This is a genomic window from Dactylosporangium fulvum (assembly GCF_025137375.1).
Classification (GTDB): domain Bacteria; phylum Actinomycetota; class Actinomycetes; order Mycobacteriales; family Micromonosporaceae; genus Dactylosporangium; species Dactylosporangium fulvum.
Genome location: NZ_CP073720.1, coordinates 9,845,865 through 9,869,717 on the forward strand (window position 1 = coordinate 9,845,865; position 23,853 = coordinate 9,869,717).

The following is a 23,853-nucleotide window of genomic DNA, read 5'->3' on the forward strand; positions in this document are numbered from 1 at the left end:
CGCTCAGCGCCGGTTTCACCAGGCCGGAAATGTGTTCTTCCATGGGTGTCCGGGCGGCAGGCCAACGCGGGTGTCCAAGGCGAGGTCGCGAAGTGACTCAGCCAACAGCACTGGAGCGGCGAATGCAGGCTGATCGAGCAAATCCCATCGATCTTCGTATGGCGCCCAGACGCTGACGTTCACGCGGGCACGATCGACCGGTGTGTTCCTGATCCCAGGGGCCACGCTCGGATCGGTCAACCAGTCCTGATGGACGATCCAGGCGGCCGCACCCACATGATCACGCGGCACGATAAAGGTCCGAGGCGCTTGCCAAGCATTCTCCTCCGGCAAGATCACAAATGCGAACCACTCCCGCTCCGACAGCGCGATCTGCTGTGCCTTCGCGCCGACGAGCCAGTTCGTGCCGGAACCACGGCTGTTGGCAGTCTTGACCTGCACCTCGATCATGCGGCGTGGCTCGTGTGCCTGCACGGCAAGGACATCAGTTCGTTCGAGCCCGTCTCTGGTCAGCGCCGCCGCCCAGCCACGGCGGGCGAGGACGGAGCACACCCAGTGTTCACCGGCAGATTTCGTCATCTGATTGTCGGCCACTCGGCCACCATGCCACCTCTGGGGCGCCGATGACATCCGTGATGGCCGTAGCCGAACATCTCGGTGGGGCCCTACGTCACGGCTGCCCCGGACGCAGCGATGCTCGCGGCGAGCCACTGGAACTCCCCGTTCCTGCCGGGCAAGTTCGAATAGTCGTTCCAGCGCAAGGTGTAACTGCCAGCCAGGATCCTTTCGTTCGGAGCGAAGAAATCTGGTTCAATGCCCCACCGCAGTGCCCCAGCGAGCGTCCCACCTTCGTGGATGCGGAACTGTCCATCGCGGGTCTGCCGTCCGGACGGCGCCTTCCACAACGACCGGTCGTTCGTCAGCATGATCGCCAAGCCTGTCATGGCACCATGCCGCCCGCAGAACCGTTCGAGTCGGGCGATGTCATTGACGAATCCGTGCCGTGCCAGGTCGGTAGCGGCGTGCCCGCGGATCTCGAAATGCTCCTCGGTCGAGGGCTCAGACCCTTCCCACGCCGCGGTGAAGTACTTGAGTTCGATGGCCGTCGTCCCGTGTGCTCCGAAGCAAAGCACGTCCAGATACTCGTTGCTCCCCTGGCGAACCTCCAGCCGAACGTTTACCAACGGGTCAAGTTGATGCACTGCCCAGGCGAACGCGTGCTGGAAGTCCGCTTCCGAATGGAAGACCGGCCGAACCCGCTGCAGCTCAGTCATGATCGTAGGCAGGTCGACCGTTCCAGCCACCATCGTCATCCGAACATCCTGCGGAACGTATAGGCGGTATGACAGACACTGAACGGCCGCGATTTCAGCGCGGCCGGTCAGTCAAGTCCGGACGCCGGTGAGTTGCATGAGCCGAGCGCACATTCCGGATGCCGCCATAGGCATTTCGCTGCTCGGTATTGAGCGTCCCGAGGCGGTGTGATCCGTCACCGCCGTGCTCGTTGCAGGACCTCCTCCTCGGACAGCGCGTCGCGGTGGTGGCTAAGGCACCAGGGCACCTCTATCTTGCTGAACGAGGTGCCTTCGGTGGCGCCGAAGAAGACACCGGGTTCGAGCCGGGAGATGTTGTCGAAGGTGCTACCCCTGGCGGCGGCCATCTGATCGGCGGCGGCCTTCTGCACCGGCGCGGTCAACTTCCCGATGAACTGGCTGGTGGTGTTGCCGGGGACGCTGTTGTGCAGGCCTTTAGGCATCTGCGTGGCGAGCAGCATGCCCAGCCCGTACTTGCGGACCTGCGCGATCAGCGTCTTAGTGATCTCACCACTCGGAGTCGAGCCGGTGGCCGGAACGAAGATCTGCGCCTCGTCCAGCACCAAGAGGCCGCCGAGCGGTCGGTCGTGCACCGGGTTCGCCTTGAAGTGGCTGAACAATGCTGCCTCCAAGCGGCTGACGAAGTCTGGCCGCTGTGGCTGGGGGACACCGATGAGGTTGATCACTGAGATCCGTGCAGTCTTCCCGGGCGACGCCGTCAGGAGCACGGCGGGATCGACGTGTGTGCCCGATTCGTCGAGCAGAGGGTCGGTGTCTCTTGCGGCGTCCAGCGTGGCTGCCATGTTCTTGGCCAGCCGGCTCCGGTCCGGGCTGTCGGCGACACCGTCGGGTGGCTCGTTCAACACGTCCAGCAGGTCGTCGAGCGTCCGGCCTCCAGTCTTCGCGTAGTACTCGAGGGCACGGTTGAGGATCGACCGCTGTTGGGTTCTCCGCTGAGGTCCTCCGGTCACTCCGGCGAGCGTTTCTAGCGAAGCGACCGTGGTCTTGATCAGCCGGCTGAGCTCGTCCAGGTTGCCGAGCGACGGACTGAAGTCGGGCAGCGGGTGAAAGGTCAGCGGCCGACCGTTCCGGAGGCCCGGCGTCCAGACGACGACCTCGGTCTCGGAGAAGTAGCGTCGCGCATCGCGTTCCTGCGCCTCACCCCACCCCTTCGGCGGCGTAGGCCAAGGGTCGCCGAGCGTGGCGAGATCGTCGTTCGGGTCGACCACGACGACTGAGACCCCGTGCAGGGTGCACTGCTCGATGAGATGTCGGACCAGGACGGTCTTGCCCGACCCGGTGCTGCCGATGACGATCGCGTGCTTCCGCAGCGTCTCGAGTGGGATCGTGAACGGGCGACGGCCGCGCTGCGTTTCCCCGACGATGACCGCGTCGTGGCCCGTTATGGCCGGTCCGGCGGAGTCGTCACGCTGGCCAGAGGTCTCGCGGACGCCCGCCAGGGCGATCCGGAAGATTTCCAGCCGGCTGGCCGGCTTCTGCTCCCGTAACCATTGGTGCAGCCCCTGCGGCCGGCGCTCGAAAAGCACCCGTAGCGCGGCGAGCGTGCGCAGATCGGATACGGTCACTGGGAGAGCCTCGCCGCCACGACGCTCGAACTCGGCTTTCAACTCCTCGGTCACGCGGCCATGCGGAAATCCGCTGTTGCGCAGGACGAAGAGGCGACGACTCGGCATTCCCTCGGCCAGTCCGGCGGCGGTCATAGCTCGCTTCAACTGAGTCTGAAAGCTCGTGTGATGCGTCGCAGCGATGGCCCGGAACGACCAGTGGACCTCTTGCTCGGTCCTCTCGTCGATCGTAAGGCGAAGCCTCGCGTGCAACTCCGCTGATGTGCCGAAGTCTTCCTCGACGGCGAACCGGTGTGGGCTGCCTCCCAGCTCCAGCACCAGGCTGCGCAGTCCGGCGGACAGCAGCTTCGGCATGGCGTCGTTCTGGACTCGCTCCAGCAAGGGCTGGTCGTCGGTAGTCTCCCGAAGCTGCTCGAAGATGGCGGTGAGGTCGCTCGTGGCGTCCGGAGCAGTTGTCGGCGGCGGGAACGGTGGGGCGGACTCGGCCAGAGCGGTCATTTCCACAACGCGCCGGTTCTCGATGCATCCCGTGATGTGGTCGTTGACGCGGATCAGCAGCTGGCGTGCGGTGTAACGCTCGCGTACCTGGTCGAGTGCCGTTCTCGTGATCGGCCAGGTGGGGTAGCGAGGGGTGAATCTTCGGGACGCGTACCCAGGCGCGAACCGACTGCTCACGATGGCGGTCGCTGTCTTCAGGTCGGGGATCGCGCCGAGTTCGGGCAGCAGCTCAAAGCGGTCCCGGGAGGAGAGCAGTGTGGAGCGCGCGATCATCTCCCAGGTGTCGGTCTGGCAGGCGACGACGATGAGCGTGCGACGGCTCTCGTCACGCAGTTCCATCAGCGTGGTAGCAATGTCGTCGCGCATGCGGCGCGCGGTCGAGGACTCACGGGCGCTGGTCCGCGAGCCCAGGGTGACCGTCGACTCATGAGCCAGCGAGTCGAGCTGATCGAAGGCGAAGACGATGGGACCGGCCAGCGCGAGAAGGTGGGTTAGGTCACGCAGGACTAACTGGCACGCGCGCGGACCGCCGATGCCCCACTCTGCACGTTGCGCGTCGTGTGCCTCCGGCCGGATGAGAAAGCTATGTCCGATCTGGACGGCTGGGCCGGTGGAGGCGAGCAGGACGAGGGCTCGGGCGGTGTCCGATGCCGCGATGCCGACCTCGAGATCGAGCGAGCGAAGCCCGGCCAGAAACTCCTCGAGTCGCTCCAGGGTCAGCTTGGCCCGCCCGCTGATCGCGGCACGGGTCGCTGGACCTAGACCCGCAGAATCGGCGATGACCGCCAGCAGGCGGGAGAGCTGACTCATCCCACCGGACGATTGGCGGAGCAGTCCGCTACAGGTGTCACCGACCGCGCTCTCCCAGGCCGACGTGCCGGCGACCGGCTTTAGCAGAAAGAAGTAGCCGTTCTGTGCCTGGACCCTTTCCCGGACCCAGCTGAGCAGATGGGTCTTGCCGGAACCCCGCTCACCCAGGACAACCGCGGTGACCGGCCGCCGTCCCTGGGAAAGCCTGTCGATCGACTTGCTGAGCCGACGGGTCACCTCCGCGTGCAGGCTGTCGACGTGGTAACCGGGAAGAGCCCATATTTCGTCCCTAGTCGGTGCCCATTCCGAGATGTCCAGCGCCTCCAGAACTTCGAGCTCTGTGCTCATGCCGATGTGATCTTCAGCAGATGGCGCGGTTCGCTGCCGATCAGGACGGCAGCCCGCTCGTCCTTAGGTGTGAGTTTCCGTTGGTCCAGTTCGGCCTTCAGGTGAACGTCTGGCTGCTCGACCATCCGGTCTAGCTCGGCGGCGAGATCCACGTCATCGTCTAGCCATTCGCGCACGTCGGCGAGGCGGACGTACTGGCCCTTGCGCCGGACGGTCAGTTCGTCGTAGACGGACCTGATCCACGACTCTGGATCGGGCTGGAACAGGTCCTCGAGCTGCTGTTCCGTACGGACGAGGTAAGTGCCCAATCCACCTAGAACCGCGTAGAACGGCCCTGCCGGGAACTTCGTGTCCGCGGGCCGGCCTGCCGACATCGCCGTCAAGCACCAGTCCCGGCCTGCCTTCGTGATTGCGTGCACGGTGGTCGTTCCCCGCTTGGTGCTCTCCAGATAGCCCTTAAGTCGACGTTTGTTGCCCGCGTCGATCTCTAGCCCGGCGATGCTGCGCAACTCGCGGTTGCTCGCCGGTCGGGCGACGGCGAGCAGCGCGAAGAGCGTAATTTGATCCCGATTCGTCAATTCGTCGACGGTCATGTCGAGCCTCCTGAGCGGTAGCGGAATCAGTCGATGACGTCGAAGCCGCGGTCGGGTACCAGTTCGACCCGGCCGGTGGAGCTGGACAGCTCGCCGGAGACCCGGACGGCGAGCTGACGGTGGTGCACCGCGATTGCCCGGTCGTAGGCTGCCTGGTTGGGCAGGCGAACCCAGACCTTGCGCCGGCGAACCGGCCCGGTGCCGGTGTGGAACTCGCCGCGCACGCTGATACGCCACTGTTCGTCGCGGGTGGCGCCATGGTGAAGCGTCTCGATCGGGCCGGCGATGGTTGCTGCACCGGAGGCATCGAGGGTGCGGAGCTGGTCGGCGGCCTCGCGGAGCAGCACGCCCGCGCCCGCCGGGAAACGATGGCTACTCCTGTTGGACTCGGTAGGCACTGCGCGGCCCCAGCGGAAACCGATCTCGAACGGCGCCCCGTGGTCGATGCCACCTAGGTCGCTCAGCGCCGTGCAGAGATTCGCAGACAGACCGGCCGTCACGATCTGGTCCTCGAAGGCCGACAGCTGGCCCGTCGAGACGGCCTCCCCGGCCGCAGTGATCGCCTCGTGGATCTGCCCAGTGACGGTGCGGCCGGTTACACCTCCCGGCAGCGAGGTGCGGGCGGACAAGCGCACCTCGAGCACATAGCTGCCGGCGCGGGTCGGTCCCATCTCGGCGGCCCGGAGCAGATCCGCCACCACGTTGGGCGGGCGGCCGGCGAACGTGAAATGCGGGCCCTGAACCACCGTGCGAGTAGCGATCGCCAGGACATCGCGTACCCCTTGGACGGCGCGGTAGCCCTCGGCAACGGACGTGTAGCCCGGGTCCCGGTCGGCGGGGAAGGTCTGAAAAAGCTGGGTGTCAGCGTCCGGCCGGGCGATCTCCGCCGCGATCTCCGGGACCGGACGGTCCTCCAAGGTGGCCAGGCAACGCAGAATCTCGTTGATCCGGGCCCGGGCGTCGCCGAAGCCTTCGTGGGCGGGAACCAGGACCTCGTAGTCGTCCGGATGGTTCCACACGCCGACGCCATGCCAGTCGCGCGGCGCGCGCAGCCAGCCGGTCTCAGCCAGGTAGGACGCGATGTCATCGACGCGCAGCGCGGTTGTCATGCCGGGCTACCACGCGGTCCGGGACTCGGTCAGTCTACGCAGCTCCTGGGCGGTGAGAACGTTGACCGTCGGCACGCTAACCGGCCGGCTGCGTTCACGGTCGGGCTCGGCGACTGGCGTTTCAGATCGGAGCGAGACGTAGTAGCCGAGGTGCCGCAGCAGAACGCCCTCTGAGCGGAAGGCTGCGTACTCGAGCGGATCTGACGGCACGCAGATGAGGAATAGGTAGCGCGGCACACTGAAGTTCGGCCCGGCGAGTTTGTTGAATTGCCACTCGTTCAAGCCGCGATAATGTAGCCTGCCCGACGACTCGGTGGGCTTCGACCAGGTTTTCACCTGTGCTTCGATCATGGGCGACTGGACGTGGCCGTACCGACCCGTCGCACGGAACCCCAAATCGACGCCATCTGAATCGTTGTCCTGAGTGAGGACCACCAACCCGGCCGCCGAGGCGAGCACCCGAACGTAGTCCTCGCCGAACTTTCCCTGATGCTGTTTCGCGTCCAGCATCGACCCCTCCGCAGGTGACCCCTCAACAAGCGGTAGTCGGAAGCTTACGCCGGGTATTGGCCGCTGTCAGTAGCTGAAAGTCGTACGCAGGGCGCCTATCCGGCTCTGGTGGTCTTGCTGGCAGCCTGATATAGACCGTCACCGCTTCCTTGGGTACCTCCGCGTGGCGACGCCAGATGAGGCACCAAGTAGCGGATCTCAGCACGCAGCCGGTCTTGGCGGCGGTCACGCGCTGCGCGTGATTGCGCCGGGCGACGTCGATCGTGTTTCCGTGAGGCCGCCCGCGCCGCGGGAGCCGGGTCAAGCCTGCGCCGCCTGCTGCTACGCCGATGCCGATGCCCTCGGCCGCGTCCCGTCGACCCACGTCCAGACGTCACGTATCCAGACAAGGTCAGCTCGGTGTTCAAGAAGCACGGCCACCGTGCGTTATTGAGACTCCGACATGCCTCGACATCGATTGGATTCGGCGGGTTGCCGGGAATGGTGGGCCGACCATTACCCGGAGGTCTGCAGATTCAGCACCACCTCACCGAACTGCAGGGGGTCAAGGAGTACGGCACACGAATGGTGGTGCGGTATCCACACCTGCCGACGAGCTGGGGGCGCCAATTTTGCTCACGAAACAGCGGCAATTCCACGGATCGCACGGCTGCCGTTCGCGACGGCGAAATTCCATATCAACGCTACGAATGCGCGGGACACGCTGTTGCTCGTCAACAACTCAGCGGAATTAGGAAACCGTTGCTCTATCCCCTGAGCTACGAGGGCGCGATGAGCAGTGTACCGACGCCCACGCTGACCTGCGTCGGCATATCCCGCCCTACGGTGACCCCGGCGCGTTCGGGCTGGTGAGACCGGCCACCGATCACCCAATCGGCGTTTGCGACCGACGTGGTCCGCCCGGTATGCCGGGTTGGCCCGCCGTGACCCTGGCTCGTCCGCTCCGCCGAGCACTCGCCGAGACGCCTGCGGAGGTGGCAGCTCGAGCACCGTCATGCCATGTGCCCTCGCACCGGACGAGGAGGCACTCAATTGTTCGCCACCTTCGGCCTTAGGTTGTGACCGATCAGCCGCAGCATAATGACGACCATGAATGAGAGTCTGGCTGAGACAGAATTCCACCGCCGGGTCCAGGCTGCCGCAATCGCATACGACGTGCCGCAACAGCAGGCAGACGAGTTGGCCATGACTATCGGGAAGCTGCCCGGCTGGCAACAGGCCCCGTACGTCGCCGCGTGGACACACGCGACGGTCCTGTCCCTTATCGAACGGCATGCAGGCTGCCAGCAATTGGGCTGTCCTGTCTGCGCGGACCTCACCGACATCATTGCGATGCTGCTCGCCTCAGACGCGCTTCGCCTCACCGAAGCGCTCGGACCCAACAGTGCTTTCGCCCATGACCCTCAGGCGCTGGACCGGGCGAGTCGGGCAGCTCCAAATGCATCGGGAGCGTCGACTGCTGGCGAGTCGGCTTCCAGCGTCGCAGTGCCACCCCAGAGGGCTACGGACGAGACTGCGGACGTTCGGTCGTCACGCCGTCAACCGACGGTCTCGGCCGATGGCGCTCGGCAGCCGCACGGCGACGGCGGACTCCGCCTGCCCGACGCCACATCTGCCCGCCGTTTGGCGCCGGCGACGCTGGCACTGCTCGGCGTTTTGACGCTGGTCGTCGTGGCATCGGCATCACTGACAGCCGGCTTTCAGGCGTGGCAGGCGCTCCCGGCACTCGGAGCGGAGTCCGCGGCTGGCCGCGGGGTAATGGCCGGTCTCATCGCGTTGCTGCCGGTGACCGCCGTCGGATGGGCGTTCGCGCCTTGGCGCGAGCGGCGGCGTTGGCAGCGGTTTATCGCACTCGGCGCAGCCGGTCTGACGCTGGCGCTCGACTTTGCGGCGTGGGTCGTTTTCGCGAGTGCCGAGCAGTTGCCGTACCCCTGGTTCGCGGCTGCCATGTTCACCTTTGTGCACGCCGCCGGCCCGTTGACGCTGATCATGTTCCTTCAAGGGTGGGCAAGCAGGGCTGACAAGTCTGAATGACGGCCGGACGAGTGGCGGGCGTTCCCGGAACCGTCCGGCGCAGAATTCAGCTTGCCGGATGAGACCGTAGGTATTCGGCGAGCGCTGCGCGCATGACATCGCTCGGCGTGGTGTCGTGGCCGCGAGCTTTGCTGGCCTTCACAAAGTCGTCAAGCTCCGCATTGAGCGTTACTGACAACCGGAAACGGCGCACTGGTGAGGCCTGACCCGGCTCATTCTGTGCATCGAGCGCCGGCCTGCCAGCGCGAGCGGCGCGCAACAGCGCCCGTCCGCTCTCGGCGGCCGCAGGGCCCGACTCCACCGTTGCGTCTGCATCAATCGTGGCCGTTTCGGCCCATCGTGCCGCTGCCTCGTAGTCGTCGGCCGTCGGCACCTGCTCGTCCGCCACTCGGGCGGCTTGCAGCAAGGCGCGCCCGCTGGCAGCGGCAATCTCGTCTCGCTCCACGGTGGGATCGTCCGGATCGAAGGTGGCGTTCTCCGCCCATCGCGCCGCTGCTTCGTAGTCGTCGATCGGCAGGGGAGTGCCAGCCGTATGCGGCTCGGAGGTCATCGATAACTCCTTCCGATCAGGTTGAGACTGCGCTCCTGGGCCTCCATGACATGGAAGACCGTGACCGTGCTTCCCCGAACTTCAAGGAAGACCTCGAGCAACCTGTGATCCGCGAGGCTACGTGGACCGACGAACAGATGGGGTCGAATATTGGCCGGAGGCTGAGGATCCGTGAAGTGCTGGACGTGTCCCACCGCGTTCTCGATGGCGTACACCGCCTCGTCCTCGGTAAAGCCGTGCTTCCTTGCACTTTCGGTGAACCGGACCGGCATGTCAATACTGTAGCACAAAATTATTTATGTGCTACAGAGGGGGCCATATGATGTTGTGTGGAGAGATGGTCGGCGTTTGCCCTGTACTCGAACGCAACAGATGGGAGCCTTATGACCGAGTTCCACGACTGGGACGGCATCCGTGCCGAGCTCGACGACGGAGACAGTGACGCGCTGGCTGCCGAGAGGGCACGGACCGAGGCGTGGGTCAGCGCCTTCCACCTCGCCGAGGGCCGCAAGCGCATCGGACTCACGCAGTGCCAGCAGATGGGGGCATCGGTCAACCGCGCGGAGCGGTTGCGCGACCTGCAGGCCGCAAATGACCGCCGGCTCGCGGAGCGGGATGTCCATGCCGAGGACCTTCCGGACCTCATTGGTGAGGCCTGCAAGAAGTGATCGCGGTCAAGAAGCTCATCGATGCCGTCTCGGATGCGCTGGCGGAGGTGAACGCCCTGCTAGGGACCAGAACGCAGAAGGACGCCATCAACACCGCGCTGCGTGAGGTGGCAGCTGTCCAACGCCGGGCCAAGGCCCTGGATGAGCTGACTGAGATCGCCGCTACCGGAGCGTTCGACCATCTGCTGGATAAGGGCAAACGCCGGCCGTGAGCACGGATGTACCGACACTTGGGTGCGTCGACGCGAGCTACTCGGGCAGTTCGCCTGTGGTGTTTGCTGCTCGCAGGCCGTCACACGGGATGAGACGCGGTGGCACGCCGGGGATCGCTGCGTGGCGGCGGCTGCCGCAGAGGGCGCAGCGCTGGTCGGATTCGAGGGTCCACGCGAGGAAGCGTCGGTAAAGCGCTGCCGGGTCGGTGTCGTCCAGCTCTCCTTGAGCGATGGCCATGAGCTTGGCCATGGTTTGGCGGAGCATGGCCAAGTCGCTATTCCGCAGGATCCGCTGCGCCTCGGTGCACGGCCAGGGGAGTCCGTCGGCGGTGCAGGTCCAGGACGGGCGGATGACCCGGTGGGCGGCGCTCACCGTCGGTTCCCGGCGTGCCGTCGTTTCCGGTCGGCAGCTGCGGTACGGCGCAGCACGGCCATGGGGAGATCGAGTGAGTCGGCGATGACGGGCAGCAGCGGTGCCGTCGGGATGCGCAGGCCGCGCTCGTACCGTGAGATCTCGTGGCGGGTGAAGGTCGGGCGACCCGACCTGGCGCACAGCTGGTCGGCCAGATCGCCTTGGGTCATGCCGAGCTGGTGCCTGCGGTGGGTGATCAGCTGGCCGAAGCTGCCCGCGGTCGCGGGGCCGCGGCGTGGCGGTACGTCTGACATGAGTCCTCCCTGCCGGTGGATTCCGGGACGGCTGGACGTCGATGAACGCTCGCCTTTGCCGAGGAGTCAAGTCGTCGCTGTCGATGGACATGATTCGGGCGGCAGTCGTGACACCGCCGCCGACCGGGGGACCGGCGTGGCACGCAGTGGTTGTGACATGCGGCGTGGACAGTGCTATGACATCGTCGCTGGCGTGTGACGCTGCAGCTGGCGGCGATCGTGTCATCGGCAGGTGACAGCAGGCGTGGCGACTGTGACAGCGGGGCGTGTCACGCCTGAGCTCGCAACGGTGTCAATCGATGATCTTCGTTGACATTTCGGCGTGTCGTGGCTGGCATTGTCACCGCGGGTGTGGCCTGTCATCAAGGTCAAGTAGTTCCTCACCTGGTGTTTGACATGTCATCACGTCGAGATGGCAACATGTCACGTTGATCCACGGCGCGTTGTGTGCGACTGGATTGACATGCGAGTGACGTCCGGTGGTACGCCGTGGCGGATGTCCATGACATCGACGTATGTCGTTGACATGGCGGACGGTGTTGACGCCGCGTGTGGACCAACCGCTCACAACCGCTCACAGTGACCGGTTCCGCTGTGAGTGGCTCGCCGCCCTGCGCTCACAGCGCAGGTCCTGTGCCGTAGCACGTGACGCTCACAGAGAGCCCTACCCCGCGCTCACAGCGACTCACAGCGCACTCACAAAACCGGCCCGGGCGCCGTGTGAGCGGCTGTGAGTGGTGGGGGCGTTCGCCAGCGCTCACAACGGCGGATAGGAGGGCGCAGGGCTCGACGGCTGGTGGTGGGCCGATCGAGCAAGCGCCATCGCCGTCTGCCAGACGCCGCGAGGTCGGTAGCGCTTTGCCGTCTGTGCTGGCGTCCTTGTTGACCGCCGTCATGGCGTCCGTCTTGATCCGGACCCCGCAACGGACGTCGCCGGCCGCTGTCCCTGCAGCACGTGCCCCGTCCGGTCGTTCGGGCGGCGGCTCAGAGACACGCTGCGTTCTCTTCCCCCGTACCAGATGAAAGGAAAACCGTGCCTGATCAGGTCTTGCGGGTGCAATCGGTCCTGACTGCCCGCGACCATCAACTCCTCGACTGGCTCTTCGACCATGGGGTTCTGACGACTGGGCAGATCGCTGAGGCGCTGTTCCCGTCGCTGGACTTCGCGCAGCATCGCCTGCAGCGGCTCATTGCGCTGAAGGTGGTGGACCGGTTCCGGCCGTTCCGGGCCGAGGGCGGTTCGTATCCGTTCCACTACGTCATCGATCAGCTCGGCGCCGAGGTTGTCGCGGCACAACGCGACGAGTCGGTGCCCAGACCTGGGTACGCGAAGGCGATCCGGCGCCGTTGGACCGCTTCGCGGATCCTGCAGCATCGCCTTGGGGTGAACGGCTTTTTCACCCAGCTCGCCGGGCATTCCGCGCACGAGTTGCAGCGGTGGTGGTCCGAGTCGCGGTGCAGCGTGCCGGGTGCGTTCGCCGGGCCGGGCGATCGGGTGGAGCTCATCACGCAGACCCTCATCCGCCCGGACGGGCACGGTGTCTGGTCCGGTGTGCCGTTCTTCCTCGAGTACGACACCGGCGGCGAACCCCTCACTGAGCTGCTGCGCAAGCTCGCTGGGTACGCCCGGTTCACAGCGCTCGGCGGGCCGGCGTGGCCGGTTCTGCTGTGGCTGCACTCGCCGGATCGTGAACACCATCTGCATCAGCGGCTCGCCGATCTCGGCCCGCTCGGGACGCCGGTCGCCACTGCTGCCCGCGTTCCAGGAGTCCACGCCGCCACCGGGCCCTGGTGGTTGCACGGCCTCCCCGGACCACTCGCCCTTGCTGACCTGCCTATCGGAGGCATACGACCGTGAAGACCACATTCTCTCTCACCGACCTGTGCGGCCTCATGCCGCGCGACCGCTGGGCCATCGACATGCTCGCCGAGCACCAGGCCCTCACCACCGAGCAGTTCACCGCGCTTGGCTACGACTCCGCGTCGGTTGCTGCTGGTCGACGGCTGCGTACCCTGGCCCGCCTCGGCTGGCTCGTCCGCGTCGACTCGGCCTGGCTCCCGGGCTCGTTCGGCGTCCAGCTGCGCCGACCCGTTTCTGGCGAGCCGGATCTGACCACCAACCAGTTCTTCGTCGACCTGGCCGCCCATGCCCGTACACAGGCCGGCACCGACCTTCGGGCCTGGCGATCCGTACCCGCTCCGTACTGCGAGTACCTGCACAACGGCAAGCGCATCGGGTTCTGGTATCAGCGCGACCCCGGCGGACCGCCGTTGCGCTGGCTGCGCCGGTACCGCTCCCTCGCCGTCGACACCGGTGTCAGCCTGCTGCTCGTCACCACCGACGACCCGGACCGCCTCGGGCGCCAGTCGGGAGGGCTGACCATTGCGGCCAGTCGCCCCGGTGAGCTCGTGTGGCGTGTCCGCGGTGAACGCCTTGCCTTGCACGAGCTCCCCGCGGCGGAGCAGCTCGATCCGTCGGTGCGCCCGATCTACGACCCGCAGCGGCCGTACGACGAGGCCGTCGCCGACGGCGTGTACTCCTATGTCCGCGCGTAGCGCCTGGACTCCCGAGCGGCTCCGGGCGCTCGGTCCGACCACCGATCTCGCCACCGCTGCGGAGATCCTCGGCGTCTCGCGGTCCGCCGCGTACAAGTTCGCCCGCCGTGGCGCGTTCCCGGTGCCGCTGCTCAAGGTCGGCGCTGTCTATCGGGTACCGACCGTGCCGTTGCTCGCCGCCATCCACCTCGACGCGTAAGGGAATCGTCGGCGCTCGCCCGTCACGACTTGAACGTGCTGGCGAGGCGAGCGTCGATGGTCCGACAAACCGTTGCCCACCCTGATCGGAGCACACCACCGACCATGGCAGAAGGAAGCATCTTCAAACGCTGCGGCTGCCGCGACCCGCAGACCGACAAGCCGTACGGCACCCACTGCCCCCAACTGCGCCGCCCGAACCGCTCCTGGAACCCGCAGCACGGCCACTGGGCGTACCAACTCGAACTCCCACCCACCGCCGATGGACAACGCCGCCTGCTGCGCCGCGCCGGCATCGCCACCCGCCAGCAGGCCGTCGCCGAACGCGACCACGCCCGCGCGCTGCTGGGCCTGGCTGGCCGCGACCGCCGCCGCCAGATCGAAATCGGCGACGTCATCCAGAACGCGGTACGCCACCGCCTCCCGTTCCCCGACGTCGACCGCGTCCGCCAACGCCTGCGCGGCGACGGACCGCTCGGCGACATGCCCACCGTCGGCGAGTACCTCACCACCTGGCTCGAGCACCTCGCGGCCGACATCAACACCATCCACGGCTACGAGTCCATCGTCCGTGTCCATCTCATCCCGTACCTCGGCGACGTACCCCTCGACAAGCTGCGCACCAGCCACCTGCGGGCGATGTTCGTGGCCATGGAACGCCGCAATGCCGAGATCCGTGAACTGAAGGCCAGCCCTGACCCGGCGATCCGAAGGACCGTCGCTCGAATCCGCCCTACCGGGCCGGTCACCCGTCACCACATCCGGGCCGTACTGCGGAAGGCGATCAACGACGCCCTTGCCGACGAACTCATCGTCGGCTCCAACCCCGCCATGCTCGTCAAGACACCCGCCGACCGCGCCCTGCCGATCGTGTGGGAAGCCGAACGCGTCGAACGGTGGCAGATCACCGGCGAGGTCCCCGGGCCGGTCATGGTCTGGACCGCCGAGCAGGTCGCCACGTTCCTCGACTACGTAGCCGACCACGATGCAGTGATCCACCCGATGCTGCACCTGATGGCGTACCGCGGACTGCGCCGAGGCGAAACCGTCGGACTGCGAGACACCGAAGCGCGACTCGCCAAGCGGGAACTGACCGTCAACAACCAGATCGCGATCATGGGTCATCGGACCATCCAGAAAGCGCCGAAGAGCCGTGCCGGGAACCGGGACATCGCCCTCGACGCCGACACCGTCCGAGTGCTCACGGCGTACAAGGCGCGCCGCGCGACATGGCGACTCGCCGTTGGGGAGGCGTGGCCGGACACCGGGCTGTTCTTCGTCCGGCCCGACGGGCAGCCATGGCATCCGAATGCGTTCAGTGCGCGGTTCCGCCTGCTGGCACGGAAGGCGGGGATGCCGCCGGTACGGCTGCATGATCTACGACACTCGGCGGCGACCATCGCACTGGACGCGGGAATCGACATCAAGGTCGTGTCCGAGCAGCTTGGCCACTCGACCACCACCTTGACACGGGATACGTACCAAAGCGTCACTAAGCAGATGCACCAGGACGCGGCCGACGCGGTGGCCGCCAGAATCGCCGGCAGAACTGCCAGTTCGTAAACGGAAGATTGGTGCTTCTAATCCCCGGCGAATCGTTGCGGACCACGACTGGGTCTGGCGTAGGTTCTGTGGCCTAAATGCCGTTGACGTGCTTATTGTGCCAGCGCGACCGCCTCCTCCGCGTGCGCCTCGCCGTCGGGGCGCTCCGGGCTGTGGTACAGCTCGACGGCGAGCGTGCCCTGCAGCACCGCCCGGCGGTGCAGGTCGGCGGGGTCCAGGCGGCTCAGCTGGTCGCGCAGGATGCCGACCATGCGCTCGTCCGCGACGAGGTACGGCCGCCAGGCCCACAGCGTCACCCCGCCGAACAGCGTCGCCGCGTCCACCGCCAGCTCGTCGTCGCCGAGCTGCGTGGCGAGCGTCAGCGCCTCGTCGAGCACGACCCGCGTGCCGGCCACGTCACCGGCGGCCCGGCGCGCGACGCCCAGTTGGACGAGCAGGCGGCACCGGTCGGCGGCGGCACCCGGCCGGGTCGGGTCGAGGGCACCGAGCGCGGATTCGAGGTAGCGGGCGGCCTGGTCGTACGCCAGCTGCGCCATCGCCAGCTCGGCGGCCCGGCGCGCGTAGCGCACCGCACGGTCCGCGACACCCAGCGGCGCGGCCATCGTGAAGTGGTGCACGAGCAGGTTGAGCTGGTCGGGGTCGTCGGGGCGGTCGAAGGACTCGATCGCCTCACCCACCCGCTTGTGCAGCCTGGCCCGCTGCAGGCGGCTCAGCCCGCCGTACACGGTGTCGCGCACGATCGCGTGCGCGAAGCGGTAGTCCCAGCTGCCCGGCACCTCGGTGAGCAGGCCGGCGACGACGGCCGGCTCCAGCGCCGACATCACGTCCTCGTTCTCCCGGCCGGTGCTCGCCTCCAGCAGGAGCAGGCCCACGTCGCGGCCGATGACCGCGGCGGTGTGCAGCATCGTCCGGGTCTCGTCGGGCAGGCGGGACACCCGGCGCGAGATGACGTCGCGGACGCTCTCGGGCACACCCGTCTCGGCGACGGCCTGCGCGCTGCCCCAGCCGCCGGGGTGCTCGCTGGCCAGCAGGCGCAGCAGCTCCTTGAGGTAGAACGGGTTGCCGCCGGTGCGCTCCAGCAGGGCCAGCACCACCTCGGAGCGCGGCTCGCCACCGGCGCCCGCGAGGTAGTCGGCGATGTCGGCGGCGGTGAACGAGCCGAGCCGCAGCCGCTCGGCGCCGCGCTCGTTGGCGAGCAGCGCGAGCGTCTCGCGCAGCGCCGGGTCGGCGTCGGGGGCCTCCGGCCGCAGCGTCGCGATCAGCAGGATCGGCACCCGGTGCAGCATCGGCGCGAGGTGTGCGAGGAGCTGCAGCGAGGAGGCGTCGGCGACGTGCAGGTCGTCGACGACGATCAACAGGGGACGCTCGGCGGCGGCCTCCCGCAGGGTCTCGGCCACGGCCTCGTGCAGGTGGAACAGGGCGGTGTCCGGATCCTCCCGGCGCCAAGGGCTCTCACCGCGGCCCGCCAGCACGTCGAGCAGGTGCTGCCGGTGCCCGGTCTCCGGCAGTGCCCGCAGGACCTGCGCCCATGGCCAGAAGGCCGGTGTGGCGCTGGCCTCGACGCACCGGCTCCAGGCGGTCGCGAGCCCCTTCGCGCCGGCCGTCGCGGCGGCCCACTCGGCCAGCAGCGTCTTGCCGAGGCCGGCCTCCCCGACGACGAGCACGACACCGCCCTGGCCGTGGCCCGCCTGGTCGACCCGGTCCGTGATGAGCCCCTCCTCGCCCAACCGGCCGACGAGGGACGGCGCCCCGGCGGCGGGCTGCCGGCGCGGCCCGTCGTACGGCGGTGGCGCAACGGCGGCCGGCACGTGTGGCAGCCCCGGCCCGAGCGCCGGGTCGTGGCGCAGGATCGCCATCTCCAGGGCCTGCAGTTCCGGCCCGGGCGGCAGGCCCAGTTCCTCGTCGAGCACCGTCCGGGCGCGGCGGAACGCGGCCAGCGCGTCGGCCTGGCGCCCCTCGCGGTACAGCGCGAGCATCAGCTGGCCCCATGACCGCTCCCGGAACGGGTGCCGGTCGAGCAGGCTCTGCGCGGCCGTCACCGCGGCGGCGTTGCGCCCGGTGGCGAGCTGTACCTCCACCAGTTCCTCGACGGCGCTGTCGTACAGCTCACCGAACTGGGTCGCGACCGCCGTGGCGAACTCCTCGTCGGCGAAGTCGGCCAGCGGCGCGCCCCGCCACTCGGACAGCGCGGCGGTGAGCGCCCGCTCGGCCTCGTCGAACGCGCCCGTGCCGAGGTGCCTGCGGGCCGCCTCGACGCCGCGGCTGAAGCGGACCGAGTCGACCTGGTCGCCGTCGATCGCGAGCAGGTATCCGGGATCGCGGGTCACCAGCACCGCGGGCGGGGTCCGGGGCGGCCGGTCCGGCTCGAGGACCCGGCGCAGCTGGGAGATGTACGCCTGGAGGGTGCCGGTCGCGCTCGACGGCACCTCACCGGCCCACAGCCCGTGGACGATCCGGTCCAGCGACACGACCCGGCCGGGCTCCAGCAGCAGGAGGGCGAGCACGGCACGCTGCTTCCGGGCGCCGAGGTCCAGGGTCGTTCCACTCGGCGTCCGTATCTCGAGCGGTCCGAGAATCCGGAAGTCGAGCCGCGTCACGCGGTCACGATAACGGCTGTTCAGGACCCGGAGAACGGCATTGGCTGTCGGATTCCGGGCGTTGTCAGGAGATCGAGTCGCGGTAGAGCAGGGCGGCCTGGACGCGGTTGGCGCAGTCGAGCTTGGTGAGGATGCGGCTGACGTACGTCTTGATGCTGGTCTCGCTCATCCGCAGCGCTGTGCCGATCTCGGCGTTGGAGCGACCCTCCGCGACCAGGCGCAGCACGTCGGCCTCGCGTGGGGCCAGGCGAACCCGGCGGCGCCGAGGCGCAGGGCACGGACCACGTTCGGCTCGGCGCCGAACGACGTGAGGATGACCGTGCGCAGCTCAGGCCGTACGACTTGAAGGTCTTGAAGGGTCTTCAGACCGTCCCGCCGGGGCATCCGGACGTCGAGCAGGGCCACGTCGGCCCGGTCCGCCAGCGCGACCGCCTCGTCCCCGTCCGCAGCCTCCGCGACCACCTCGATGTCGCCGGCGGACTCCAGGACCGTCCGGATCCCGGCGCGGATGAGCGGCTCGTCGTCGGCCACGAGCACGCGGATCATCGTGCGCCCACCATGAACACGGCCGGCAGAACGACGAACATCAGCGCCGCGGTGGCGAGCTCGACCCGGGAGCTGCCACGCGTCGCGGTCGGCAGGGTCGCGGTGACCGTCCAGCGGTCGCCGTCGCCGCCGTACGTGAGGCGGCCGCCCGCCTCCGTGACCCGCTCGGCGAGGCCGGCCGGATCGGGAACCCTCTTCAGTCGGTGACCACCACCTCGACGCCTGCGTCGCGGATCGCGGCCACCCCGGCGGGGTCGGCCGTCGCGTCGGTCACCAGCGTGGCGACGTCGGTGATCGGGCAGATGGCGGCCAGGCAGTTGCGGCCGATCTTCGAGCCGTCGGCGACCACCAGCACCCGGTCGGCGCGGCGGATCATCGTGGCGTTGGTGTGGGCCTCGATCTCGTCGTGGGTGGTCAGGCCGCCCCGGGCCGAGACACCGTCCGCGCCGACGACCGCAACCTGCATGTTCAGGCCGGTCAGCGTGTGGTCGGCGATCGGGCCGACGAGTTCGTAGGACTGGGTGCGGGTGACGCCACCGGTCATGATCAGCTTCAGTCTGGGACGCAGCGCCAGTTCGGCGGCGATGTTCACGGCGTTGGTCACCACGGTCAGGTCGACCCGTTCGGCGAGCAGGCGGGCCAACAGGTGGGTCGTGGTGCCGCCGGTCATTCCGAGGGTCAGCGGCCCCTTGGGCAGCAGCGCCGCGGCCTTGCGGGCGATCGCGGTCTTCGCCTCACGGTGGTGGCCCACGCGGTAGCGCACGGGAAGCTCGGACGAAGCGTCGAGGGCCACCGCACCACCGTGGGTGCGGGACAGCAGCTTCTGGTCCTCGAGGGCTTGCAGATCGCGACGGATGGTGGCGGCGGACACCCCGAACTCACGCGCGAGCTCCCCGGCGTCGATGGTGCCGTCGCCCGACACCCGTTCCAGGATGGCCGACACCCGGTCGGCCCGGCGGCGGGAGCCCACCGTTACACCGCCCCACCTTCGGCCCCTGCCTCGGACCCATCCCCGGACCCAGCGGCGGTCGGGGCAACGGCCGAGACGACAATCCGGGCAGCCCGGCCAGCGCCAGTAGCGGTCGGCGCGGGCACAGGCACAGGCACAGGCGGCGCAGGAACAGCGGCAGACGGCACGAGCACGGCGGCAGGCGGCGCAGGCGCGGACGCGGCAGGCAGCGCAGGCGCCCGGTCGCGGAATCGCTCAAACGCGCATTCTGGAATGCTCACTTGGACAACTTATCTTGTGTCTGCTGCGTGAACGCGCGATGGTGGCCGCATGGCGGATACCTCCCGGGAGATCGAAAGTCAGCCCGACGTCTGGCGGCAAGGCATCGCCCTTGCGGACGTGGGCCGCGCTGCCCTCGCCGCGCCCGGTGAGCGGATGCTGGTGCTCGGCTGCGGCACGTCGTGGTTCATGGCGCAGTGCGTCGCCGAGCTGCGTGAGGCGGCGGGGCTCGGGGAGACCGACGCCGTCTGCGCCTCCGAGTTCGTCCCCCGGCGCCGCTACGACCGGGTCGTCGCGCTCACCCGGTCGGGCACGTCCACCGAGGTGCTCGACGCCCTCCAGCGGGTCGACGCCTACAAGGTCGCCGTCACGGCGGTGGCCGGGCAGCCGGTCGACGACCTGGTCGACGAGCGCATCCTGCTCGACTTCGCCGACGAGCGCAGCGTCGTGCAGACCCGCTTCCCGACGACGCTGCTGGCGATGGTCCGGGCGGGCTTCGGCGCGGACCTCGGCCACCTCGTCGCCGACGGTGAGGCCGCGCTGCGGGCACCACTGCCGACCGACCCCGCCGGGATCGAACACCTGGTGTTCCTCGGCACCGGCTGGACCGTCGGCCTGGCACACGAGGCCGCGCTGAAGGTTCGCGAGGCGGCGCAGGCCTGGTCAGAGTCGTACCCGGCGATGGACTACCGCCACGGCCCGGTCGCCGTCGCCGGCACGAAGAGCCTCGTGTGGTCGTTCGGCGGCACCCCGGCGGAGCTCGACGACACGGTGCGCGGTGCCGGGGCCACTCCCTACCGCGACGACCGTGACCCGCTGGCGCAGCTCGTCCTGGCCCAGCGCTTCGCCGTGGCGCTCGCCGCGCACAAGGGTCTCGACCCGGACCGGCCGCGCCTGCTGACGCGCTCCGTCATCCTGCGCTGAAGCCGCCGACGACCATGATCGTGACGGTGACGCTCAACCCGGCGCTGGACCTGACGTACACCGTCGATGAGCTCGTCCGGCACGCCACCCACCGGGTCGGCGTGGTCGCGGAGCACGCCGGCGGCAAGGGCCTCAACGTCGCGAACGTGCTGCACGCGCTCGGTGAGCCGGTGCTCGCCACCGGGTTGCTCGGCGGCCGGACGGGCACCCACGTCCGCGCCCTCGTGGACGCGGCCGGGCTGGCCGGCTCCTTCGTCACCATCGGCGGTGAGACCCGCCGCACGGTCACCGTCGTGGACCGTGCGGACGCGACCGGGCTGTGGGAGCCCGGCCCGACGGTCACGAGCGCGGAGTGGGCCGCGTTTGCCGAGCATTACGAGTCGCTCATGGCCGGCGCGAGCGTCGTGGTGCTCAGCGGCTCGCTCCCGCAGGGCCTGCGCCCCGACACCTACGCCGTGCTGATCGCCGCGGCGAAGCGCCACGGTGTGCGGACGGTGCTGGACACCAGCGGGGAGGCGCTGGTGCACGGCGCCGCGGCCGCGCCGGACGTGGTGAAACCCAACGCCGAGGAGGCGCGGGCGATCGGGCGCACCGGCACGCTCGTCGTCTCACGTGGGCGGGAAGGGCTCATCGCGTACACCGGGGAAGGCACCTTCGAGGCCGCCGCGCCGGAGATCGTCGAGGGCAACCCGACCGGAGCCGGCGACGCGTGCGCCGCCGCGATCGCCCGCGGGCTGCGGGACGGCACACCCTGGCCGGCCCTGCTCGCCGACGCCGCCGCGCTGGCCGCCGCGGCTGTCGCCGCACCGGTGGCCGGCGCCGTCGACCTGGACGAGTACGACCGCCTGAGGAGACGAGGACCGCATGTTCAGCCCGACCGGTGAGATCGTCGCCGACGCGCAGCGCCGCGGAGTGGGGGCGGGCGCTTTCAACGTGATCACCGTCGAGCACGCCGAGGCGATCGTCACCGGCGCCGAGGCGGCCGGCTGCCCGGTCATCCTCCAGATCAGCGAAAACGCGGTCCGCTTCCACCACGGCCGGCTCGGGCCGATCGCGGCCGCCGCCCGCAGCGTTGCCGAGCTGTCGTCGGTGCCGGTGGGCCTGCATCTCGACCACGTCGAGAGCGACGAACTGTTCGACCAGGCGGCGGCCAACGGGTTCGGCTCGGTGATGTACGACGCCTCAAAACTGTCCTATGTGGACAACGTGCGGGCGACGGCGGACGCGGTGCGGCGCGGGCACGCACAGGGGCTGTGGGTGGAGAGCGAACTCGGCGAGGTGGGCGGCAAGGACGGCGCCCACGCGCCGGGCGCGCGGACCGATCCGGGCGAGGCCTCGGCGTACGTGGCGGAGACGGGGGTCGACGCCCTGGCGGTCGCCGTCGGGTCCTCCCACGCGATGACCACCCGCGACGCGCAGCTCGACCACGATCTCGTGCGGGCGCTCGCCGCAGCCGTCGACGTGCCGCTCGTGCTGCACGGCTCGTCCGGCGTCGGCGACGACGAATTGCGCAAGGCGGTGACAAACGGCCTGGTGAAGATCAATATCGGAACGGCGCTCAACGTCGCCTTCACCAATGCGATCCGCCGGGAAATACAGATCCAGAGCTCGGTCGACCCGCGGAAATATCTCCAGCCGGCGCGGGCGGAGATGGCCGCGGCGGTGACCCAGGCATTGCGGGTAGTGACCCTCCTTTAGCCCACCTTTACGTTCCACTTAGATCTCCCCGGAACGCTTGAGAGAGCGCTCTCCGGAGCCGTACGGTCAGGCCGCTTCCCCGCGATGCCACTGACCAGCGCCTCTGGAGGGCTCATCATGCCGACCGACCCGCGGCATCATCCGTATCCGACGACAACCCCGCCGCGCCGCTCGCCGAAGCGCCGCCGCGCGCTCATGGCCCTGCTCACGGTGCCGGTGGCCGGCGCGATCGCCACCACCGTCATCGTCAGCACCACCGCCGGCGCCGAGCAGACCGACACCGCCGGGCTGATCCAGGCCGAGGCGTGGAGTGCGCAGTCCGGCGCCCGCACCGAGAACACCGGCGACACCGGCGGCGGCAAAAACGTCGGCTGGCTCGCCAACGGTGACTGGATGCGGTACGACGGCGTCGACCTCGGCTCCACCGGCGCGCTGGCGGCCAGCATCCGCGTCGCCGCCGCGAGCCGAGCGGGCGGCACCGTCGAACTGCGCGCCGGGACCCAGACCGGTGAGGTGCTCGCGACCTTCGCGGTGGGCCACACCGGCAGCTGGCAGACCTGGGTCACCAAGACCGAGCTCAGCAACACCGGACTGACCGGCAAGCAGACCGTGTTCCTGCTGCTCAAGAGCAACCAGGCGAGCGACTTCATCAACGTCAACTGGTTCCAGCTCAAGCGGACCCCGACCGCGACGATCCCCGGCTCGCCGGCTCCGTCGACGAAGCCGCCCACGGGCGCGCCGACCAGCGCACCGCCCGGAGGCGGCAGCACCACCGGCTGGCCGACCGTCGACCCGGCCAAGCAGGCCGCCGACACCGCCGCCTTCTTCGCCCGCAAGCCGCGACCGATCACGAACAACCCGGTGAAGGTGCCGGAGTTCAACGCCCAGTGCACGGTGAGTCACCACGGCAGCGACGACCCGATCGTCTTCCCGGGCCTGGCCGGCGCCTCGCACAACCACACGTTCATCGGCAACAAGACCACCGACGCCAACTCCACCACCGAGTCGCTGTTCGCGGGCACGACCACGTGCAACCCGGCGGACGACCACTCGGCGTACTGGATCCCGACGCTCTACCAGAACGGCCAGGTCGTCGACCCGAAGGGCGTCACCGTCTACTACGGCTCCCGGCTGAAGGACCCGAGCAAGACCCAGCCGTTCCCGCTCGGCCTGCGCATGATCGTCGGTGACGCGAAGACCCAGACCGACACGCCGGACAAGCAGGGCAACCACTTCTGGTGCGCCGGCATCGGCGGCTCGACCGGCCGGACCGCGAACGGCGAGTACCCGGTGTGCGCGAAGACCGCGGAACTCGTCCGGCAGATCACCTTCCCGGACTGCTGGGACGGCGTGCACCTGGACAGCCCGGACCACAAGGCGCACATGGCCTGGGGCGACCACACCGGGTCCTGCCCGAAGACGCACCCGGTGCCGATCCCGTCGGTCTCGTTTGTCATCGCGTACCCGCTGAGCACGAACACGGAGGGCATCTCGCTCGCCTCCGGAACGGGCTACTCCATGCACGCGGACTTCTGGAACGCGTGGAAGCCCGAGGCCCTGGCCCAGCGGGTCCGGGACTGCCTCAACCAGGGCTACAAGTGCAACTCGGCAGGCAACTTCTGACAGCTTCACCCACAGGACAGGAA

26 protein-coding genes are annotated in these 23,853 nt (G+C 68.7%); 12 read left to right on the forward strand and 14 right to left on the reverse strand.

Annotated features, from left to right (window positions below):
• Positions 1 to 15 precede the first annotated feature (15 nt).
• The 6 genes from Dfulv_RS45300 to Dfulv_RS45325 form a co-directional block, all read right to left on the reverse strand.
• The gene (locus tag Dfulv_RS45300; RefSeq protein WP_259859980.1) at positions 16 to 594 is read right to left on the reverse strand and encodes a hypothetical protein; all 579 of its coding nucleotides are present in this window, start codon (positions 592 to 594) and stop codon (positions 16 to 18) included.
• Positions 595 to 665: 71 nt separating this feature from the next.
• Positions 666 to 1,313 (reverse strand): hypothetical protein, encoded by a 648-nt coding sequence (locus Dfulv_RS45305; RefSeq protein ID WP_259859981.1) that lies wholly within the window; start codon positions 1,311 to 1,313, stop codon positions 666 to 668.
• 176 nt (positions 1,314 to 1,489) lie between these two features.
• Positions 1,490 to 4,555 carry a helicase HerA-like domain-containing protein gene (locus Dfulv_RS45310; protein ID WP_259859982.1) on the reverse strand — a complete coding sequence of 1,022 codons (3,066 nt, stop codon included), beginning with the start codon at positions 4,553 to 4,555 and terminating at the stop codon, positions 1,490 to 1,492.
• A complete protein-coding gene (locus tag Dfulv_RS45315) occupies positions 4,552 to 5,148 on the reverse strand; it encodes a hypothetical protein (protein ID WP_259859983.1) in 597 nt (198 codons plus the stop codon). Before Dfulv_RS45315 ends, Dfulv_RS45310 begins: the two co-directional genes overlap by 4 nt.
• Positions 5,149 to 5,174: 26 nt before the next feature.
• Positions 5,175 to 6,257, reverse strand: coding sequence for a hypothetical protein (locus Dfulv_RS45320; RefSeq protein WP_259859984.1), 1,083 nt, complete (start codon positions 6,255 to 6,257; stop codon positions 5,175 to 5,177).
• Between the two features lie 6 nt (positions 6,258 to 6,263).
• The gene (locus tag Dfulv_RS45325; RefSeq protein WP_259859985.1) at positions 6,264 to 6,767 is read right to left on the reverse strand and encodes a DUF4365 domain-containing protein; all 504 of its coding nucleotides are present in this window, start codon (positions 6,765 to 6,767) and stop codon (positions 6,264 to 6,266) included.
• 399 nt (positions 6,768 to 7,166) lie between these two features.
• On the opposite strand from Dfulv_RS45325, the gene Dfulv_RS45330 reads away from it, so the two are divergent.
• Together Dfulv_RS45330 and Dfulv_RS45335 are read left to right on the forward strand one after the other, a co-directional pair.
• Positions 7,167 to 7,619 carry a hypothetical protein gene (locus tag Dfulv_RS45330; RefSeq protein ID WP_259859986.1) on the forward strand — a complete coding sequence of 151 codons (453 nt, stop codon included), beginning with the start codon at positions 7,167 to 7,169 and terminating at the stop codon, positions 7,617 to 7,619.
• Positions 7,620 to 7,856: 237 nt separating this feature from the next.
• Positions 7,857 to 8,801, forward strand: a complete 945-nt coding sequence (locus Dfulv_RS45335) for a hypothetical protein (RefSeq protein WP_259859987.1) — start codon at positions 7,857 to 7,859, stop codon at positions 8,799 to 8,801.
• Between the two features lie 46 nt (positions 8,802 to 8,847).
• On the opposite strand, the gene Dfulv_RS45340 is transcribed toward Dfulv_RS45335, so the two are convergent.
• Together Dfulv_RS45340 and Dfulv_RS45345 are read right to left on the reverse strand one after the other, a co-directional pair.
• Positions 8,848 to 9,351, reverse strand: coding sequence for a hypothetical protein (locus tag Dfulv_RS45340; protein WP_259859988.1), 504 nt, complete (start codon positions 9,349 to 9,351; stop codon positions 8,848 to 8,850).
• On the reverse strand, positions 9,348 to 9,623 hold the full coding sequence (locus Dfulv_RS45345) for a hypothetical protein (protein ID WP_259859989.1): 276 nt from the start codon (positions 9,621 to 9,623) through the stop codon (positions 9,348 to 9,350). Before Dfulv_RS45345 ends, Dfulv_RS45340 begins: the two co-directional genes overlap by 4 nt.
• Before the next feature lie 111 nt (positions 9,624 to 9,734).
• On the opposite strand from Dfulv_RS45345, the gene Dfulv_RS45350 reads away from it, so the two are divergent.
• A complete protein-coding gene (locus Dfulv_RS45350; protein ID WP_259859990.1) occupies positions 9,735 to 10,019 on the forward strand; it encodes a hypothetical protein in 285 nt (94 codons plus the stop codon).
• The gene (locus Dfulv_RS45355; protein WP_259859991.1) at positions 10,016 to 10,231 is read left to right on the forward strand and encodes a DUF2191 domain-containing protein; all 216 of its coding nucleotides are present in this window, start codon (positions 10,016 to 10,018) and stop codon (positions 10,229 to 10,231) included. The genes Dfulv_RS45350 and Dfulv_RS45355 overlap by 4 nt, the downstream gene beginning before the upstream one ends.
• Before the next feature lie 37 nt (positions 10,232 to 10,268).
• On the opposite strand, the gene Dfulv_RS45360 is transcribed toward Dfulv_RS45355, so the two are convergent.
• Both Dfulv_RS45360 and Dfulv_RS45365 read right to left on the reverse strand, forming a co-directional pair.
• Positions 10,269 to 10,604: a hypothetical protein gene (locus Dfulv_RS45360; RefSeq protein WP_259859992.1), complete on the reverse strand. Its 336-nt coding sequence runs from the start codon at positions 10,602 to 10,604 to the stop codon at positions 10,269 to 10,271.
• Positions 10,601 to 10,897 carry a helix-turn-helix domain-containing protein gene (locus Dfulv_RS45365; RefSeq protein WP_259859993.1) on the reverse strand — a complete coding sequence of 99 codons (297 nt, stop codon included), beginning with the start codon at positions 10,895 to 10,897 and terminating at the stop codon, positions 10,601 to 10,603. Before Dfulv_RS45365 ends, Dfulv_RS45360 begins: the two co-directional genes overlap by 4 nt.
• 1,033 nt (positions 10,898 to 11,930) lie before the next feature.
• Here Dfulv_RS45365 and Dfulv_RS45370 point away from each other — a divergent pair.
• The 4 genes from Dfulv_RS45370 to Dfulv_RS45385 all read left to right on the forward strand — a co-directional run bounded on the left by Dfulv_RS45370 (position 11,931) and on the right by Dfulv_RS45385 (position 15,214).
• Positions 11,931 to 12,755 (forward strand): replication-relaxation family protein, encoded by an 825-nt coding sequence (locus Dfulv_RS45370; protein WP_344404281.1) that lies wholly within the window; start codon positions 11,931 to 11,933, stop codon positions 12,753 to 12,755.
• The gene (locus Dfulv_RS45375; protein ID WP_259859995.1) at positions 12,752 to 13,453 is read left to right on the forward strand and encodes a replication-relaxation family protein; all 702 of its coding nucleotides are present in this window, start codon (positions 12,752 to 12,754) and stop codon (positions 13,451 to 13,453) included. Before Dfulv_RS45370 ends, Dfulv_RS45375 begins: the two co-directional genes overlap by 4 nt.
• Positions 13,440 to 13,652, forward strand: coding sequence for a helix-turn-helix domain-containing protein (locus tag Dfulv_RS45380; RefSeq protein ID WP_259859996.1), 213 nt, complete (start codon positions 13,440 to 13,442; stop codon positions 13,650 to 13,652). Before Dfulv_RS45375 ends, Dfulv_RS45380 begins: the two co-directional genes overlap by 14 nt.
• A gap of 104 nt (positions 13,653 to 13,756) precedes the next feature.
• Entirely contained in the window at positions 13,757 to 15,214 is a 1,458-nt protein-coding gene (locus Dfulv_RS45385) for a site-specific integrase (protein WP_259859997.1), read from the forward strand.
• A 92-nt stretch (positions 15,215 to 15,306) separates the two neighbouring features.
• Here Dfulv_RS45385 and Dfulv_RS45390 read toward each other — a convergent pair whose 3' ends face one another.
• The 4 genes from Dfulv_RS45390 to Dfulv_RS45400 form a co-directional block, all read right to left on the reverse strand.
• A complete protein-coding gene (locus Dfulv_RS45390; protein ID WP_259859998.1) occupies positions 15,307 to 17,811 on the reverse strand; it encodes a BTAD domain-containing putative transcriptional regulator in 2,505 nt (834 codons plus the stop codon).
• Positions 17,812 to 17,875: 64 nt separating this feature from the next.
• On the reverse strand, positions 17,876 to 18,037 hold the full coding sequence (locus tag Dfulv_RS49020; protein WP_406567888.1) for a response regulator transcription factor: 162 nt from the start codon (positions 18,035 to 18,037) through the stop codon (positions 17,876 to 17,878).
• A complete protein-coding gene (locus tag Dfulv_RS45395; RefSeq protein WP_406567889.1) occupies positions 17,977 to 18,357 on the reverse strand; it encodes a response regulator in 381 nt (126 codons plus the stop codon). Before Dfulv_RS45395 ends, Dfulv_RS49020 begins: the two co-directional genes overlap by 61 nt.
• Before the next feature lie 196 nt (positions 18,358 to 18,553).
• Positions 18,554 to 19,327 carry a DeoR/GlpR family DNA-binding transcription regulator gene (locus Dfulv_RS45400; RefSeq protein WP_259859999.1) on the reverse strand — a complete coding sequence of 258 codons (774 nt, stop codon included), beginning with the start codon at positions 19,325 to 19,327 and terminating at the stop codon, positions 18,554 to 18,556.
• A gap of 309 nt (positions 19,328 to 19,636) precedes the next feature.
• Here Dfulv_RS45400 and Dfulv_RS45405 point away from each other — a divergent pair, with 309 nt between their 5' ends.
• The 4 genes from Dfulv_RS45405 (at position 19,637) to Dfulv_RS45420 (ending at position 23,830) form a co-directional block, all read left to right on the forward strand.
• Positions 19,637 to 20,509 carry an SIS domain-containing protein gene (locus Dfulv_RS45405; RefSeq protein ID WP_259860000.1) on the forward strand — a complete coding sequence of 291 codons (873 nt, stop codon included), beginning with the start codon at positions 19,637 to 19,639 and terminating at the stop codon, positions 20,507 to 20,509.
• A gap of 26 nt (positions 20,510 to 20,535) precedes the next feature.
• Positions 20,536 to 21,393, forward strand: a complete 858-nt coding sequence (locus Dfulv_RS45410) for a 1-phosphofructokinase family hexose kinase (RefSeq protein WP_259860001.1) — start codon at positions 20,536 to 20,538, stop codon at positions 21,391 to 21,393.
• Positions 21,374 to 22,207, forward strand: coding sequence for a class II fructose-bisphosphate aldolase (locus Dfulv_RS45415; RefSeq protein ID WP_259860002.1), 834 nt, complete (start codon positions 21,374 to 21,376; stop codon positions 22,205 to 22,207). The genes Dfulv_RS45410 and Dfulv_RS45415 overlap by 20 nt, the downstream gene beginning before the upstream one ends.
• A 117-nt stretch (positions 22,208 to 22,324) precedes the next feature.
• Positions 22,325 to 23,830, forward strand: coding sequence for a DUF1996 domain-containing protein (locus Dfulv_RS45420; protein ID WP_259860003.1), 1,506 nt, complete (start codon positions 22,325 to 22,327; stop codon positions 23,828 to 23,830).
• Positions 23,831 to 23,853 lie beyond the last annotated feature (23 nt).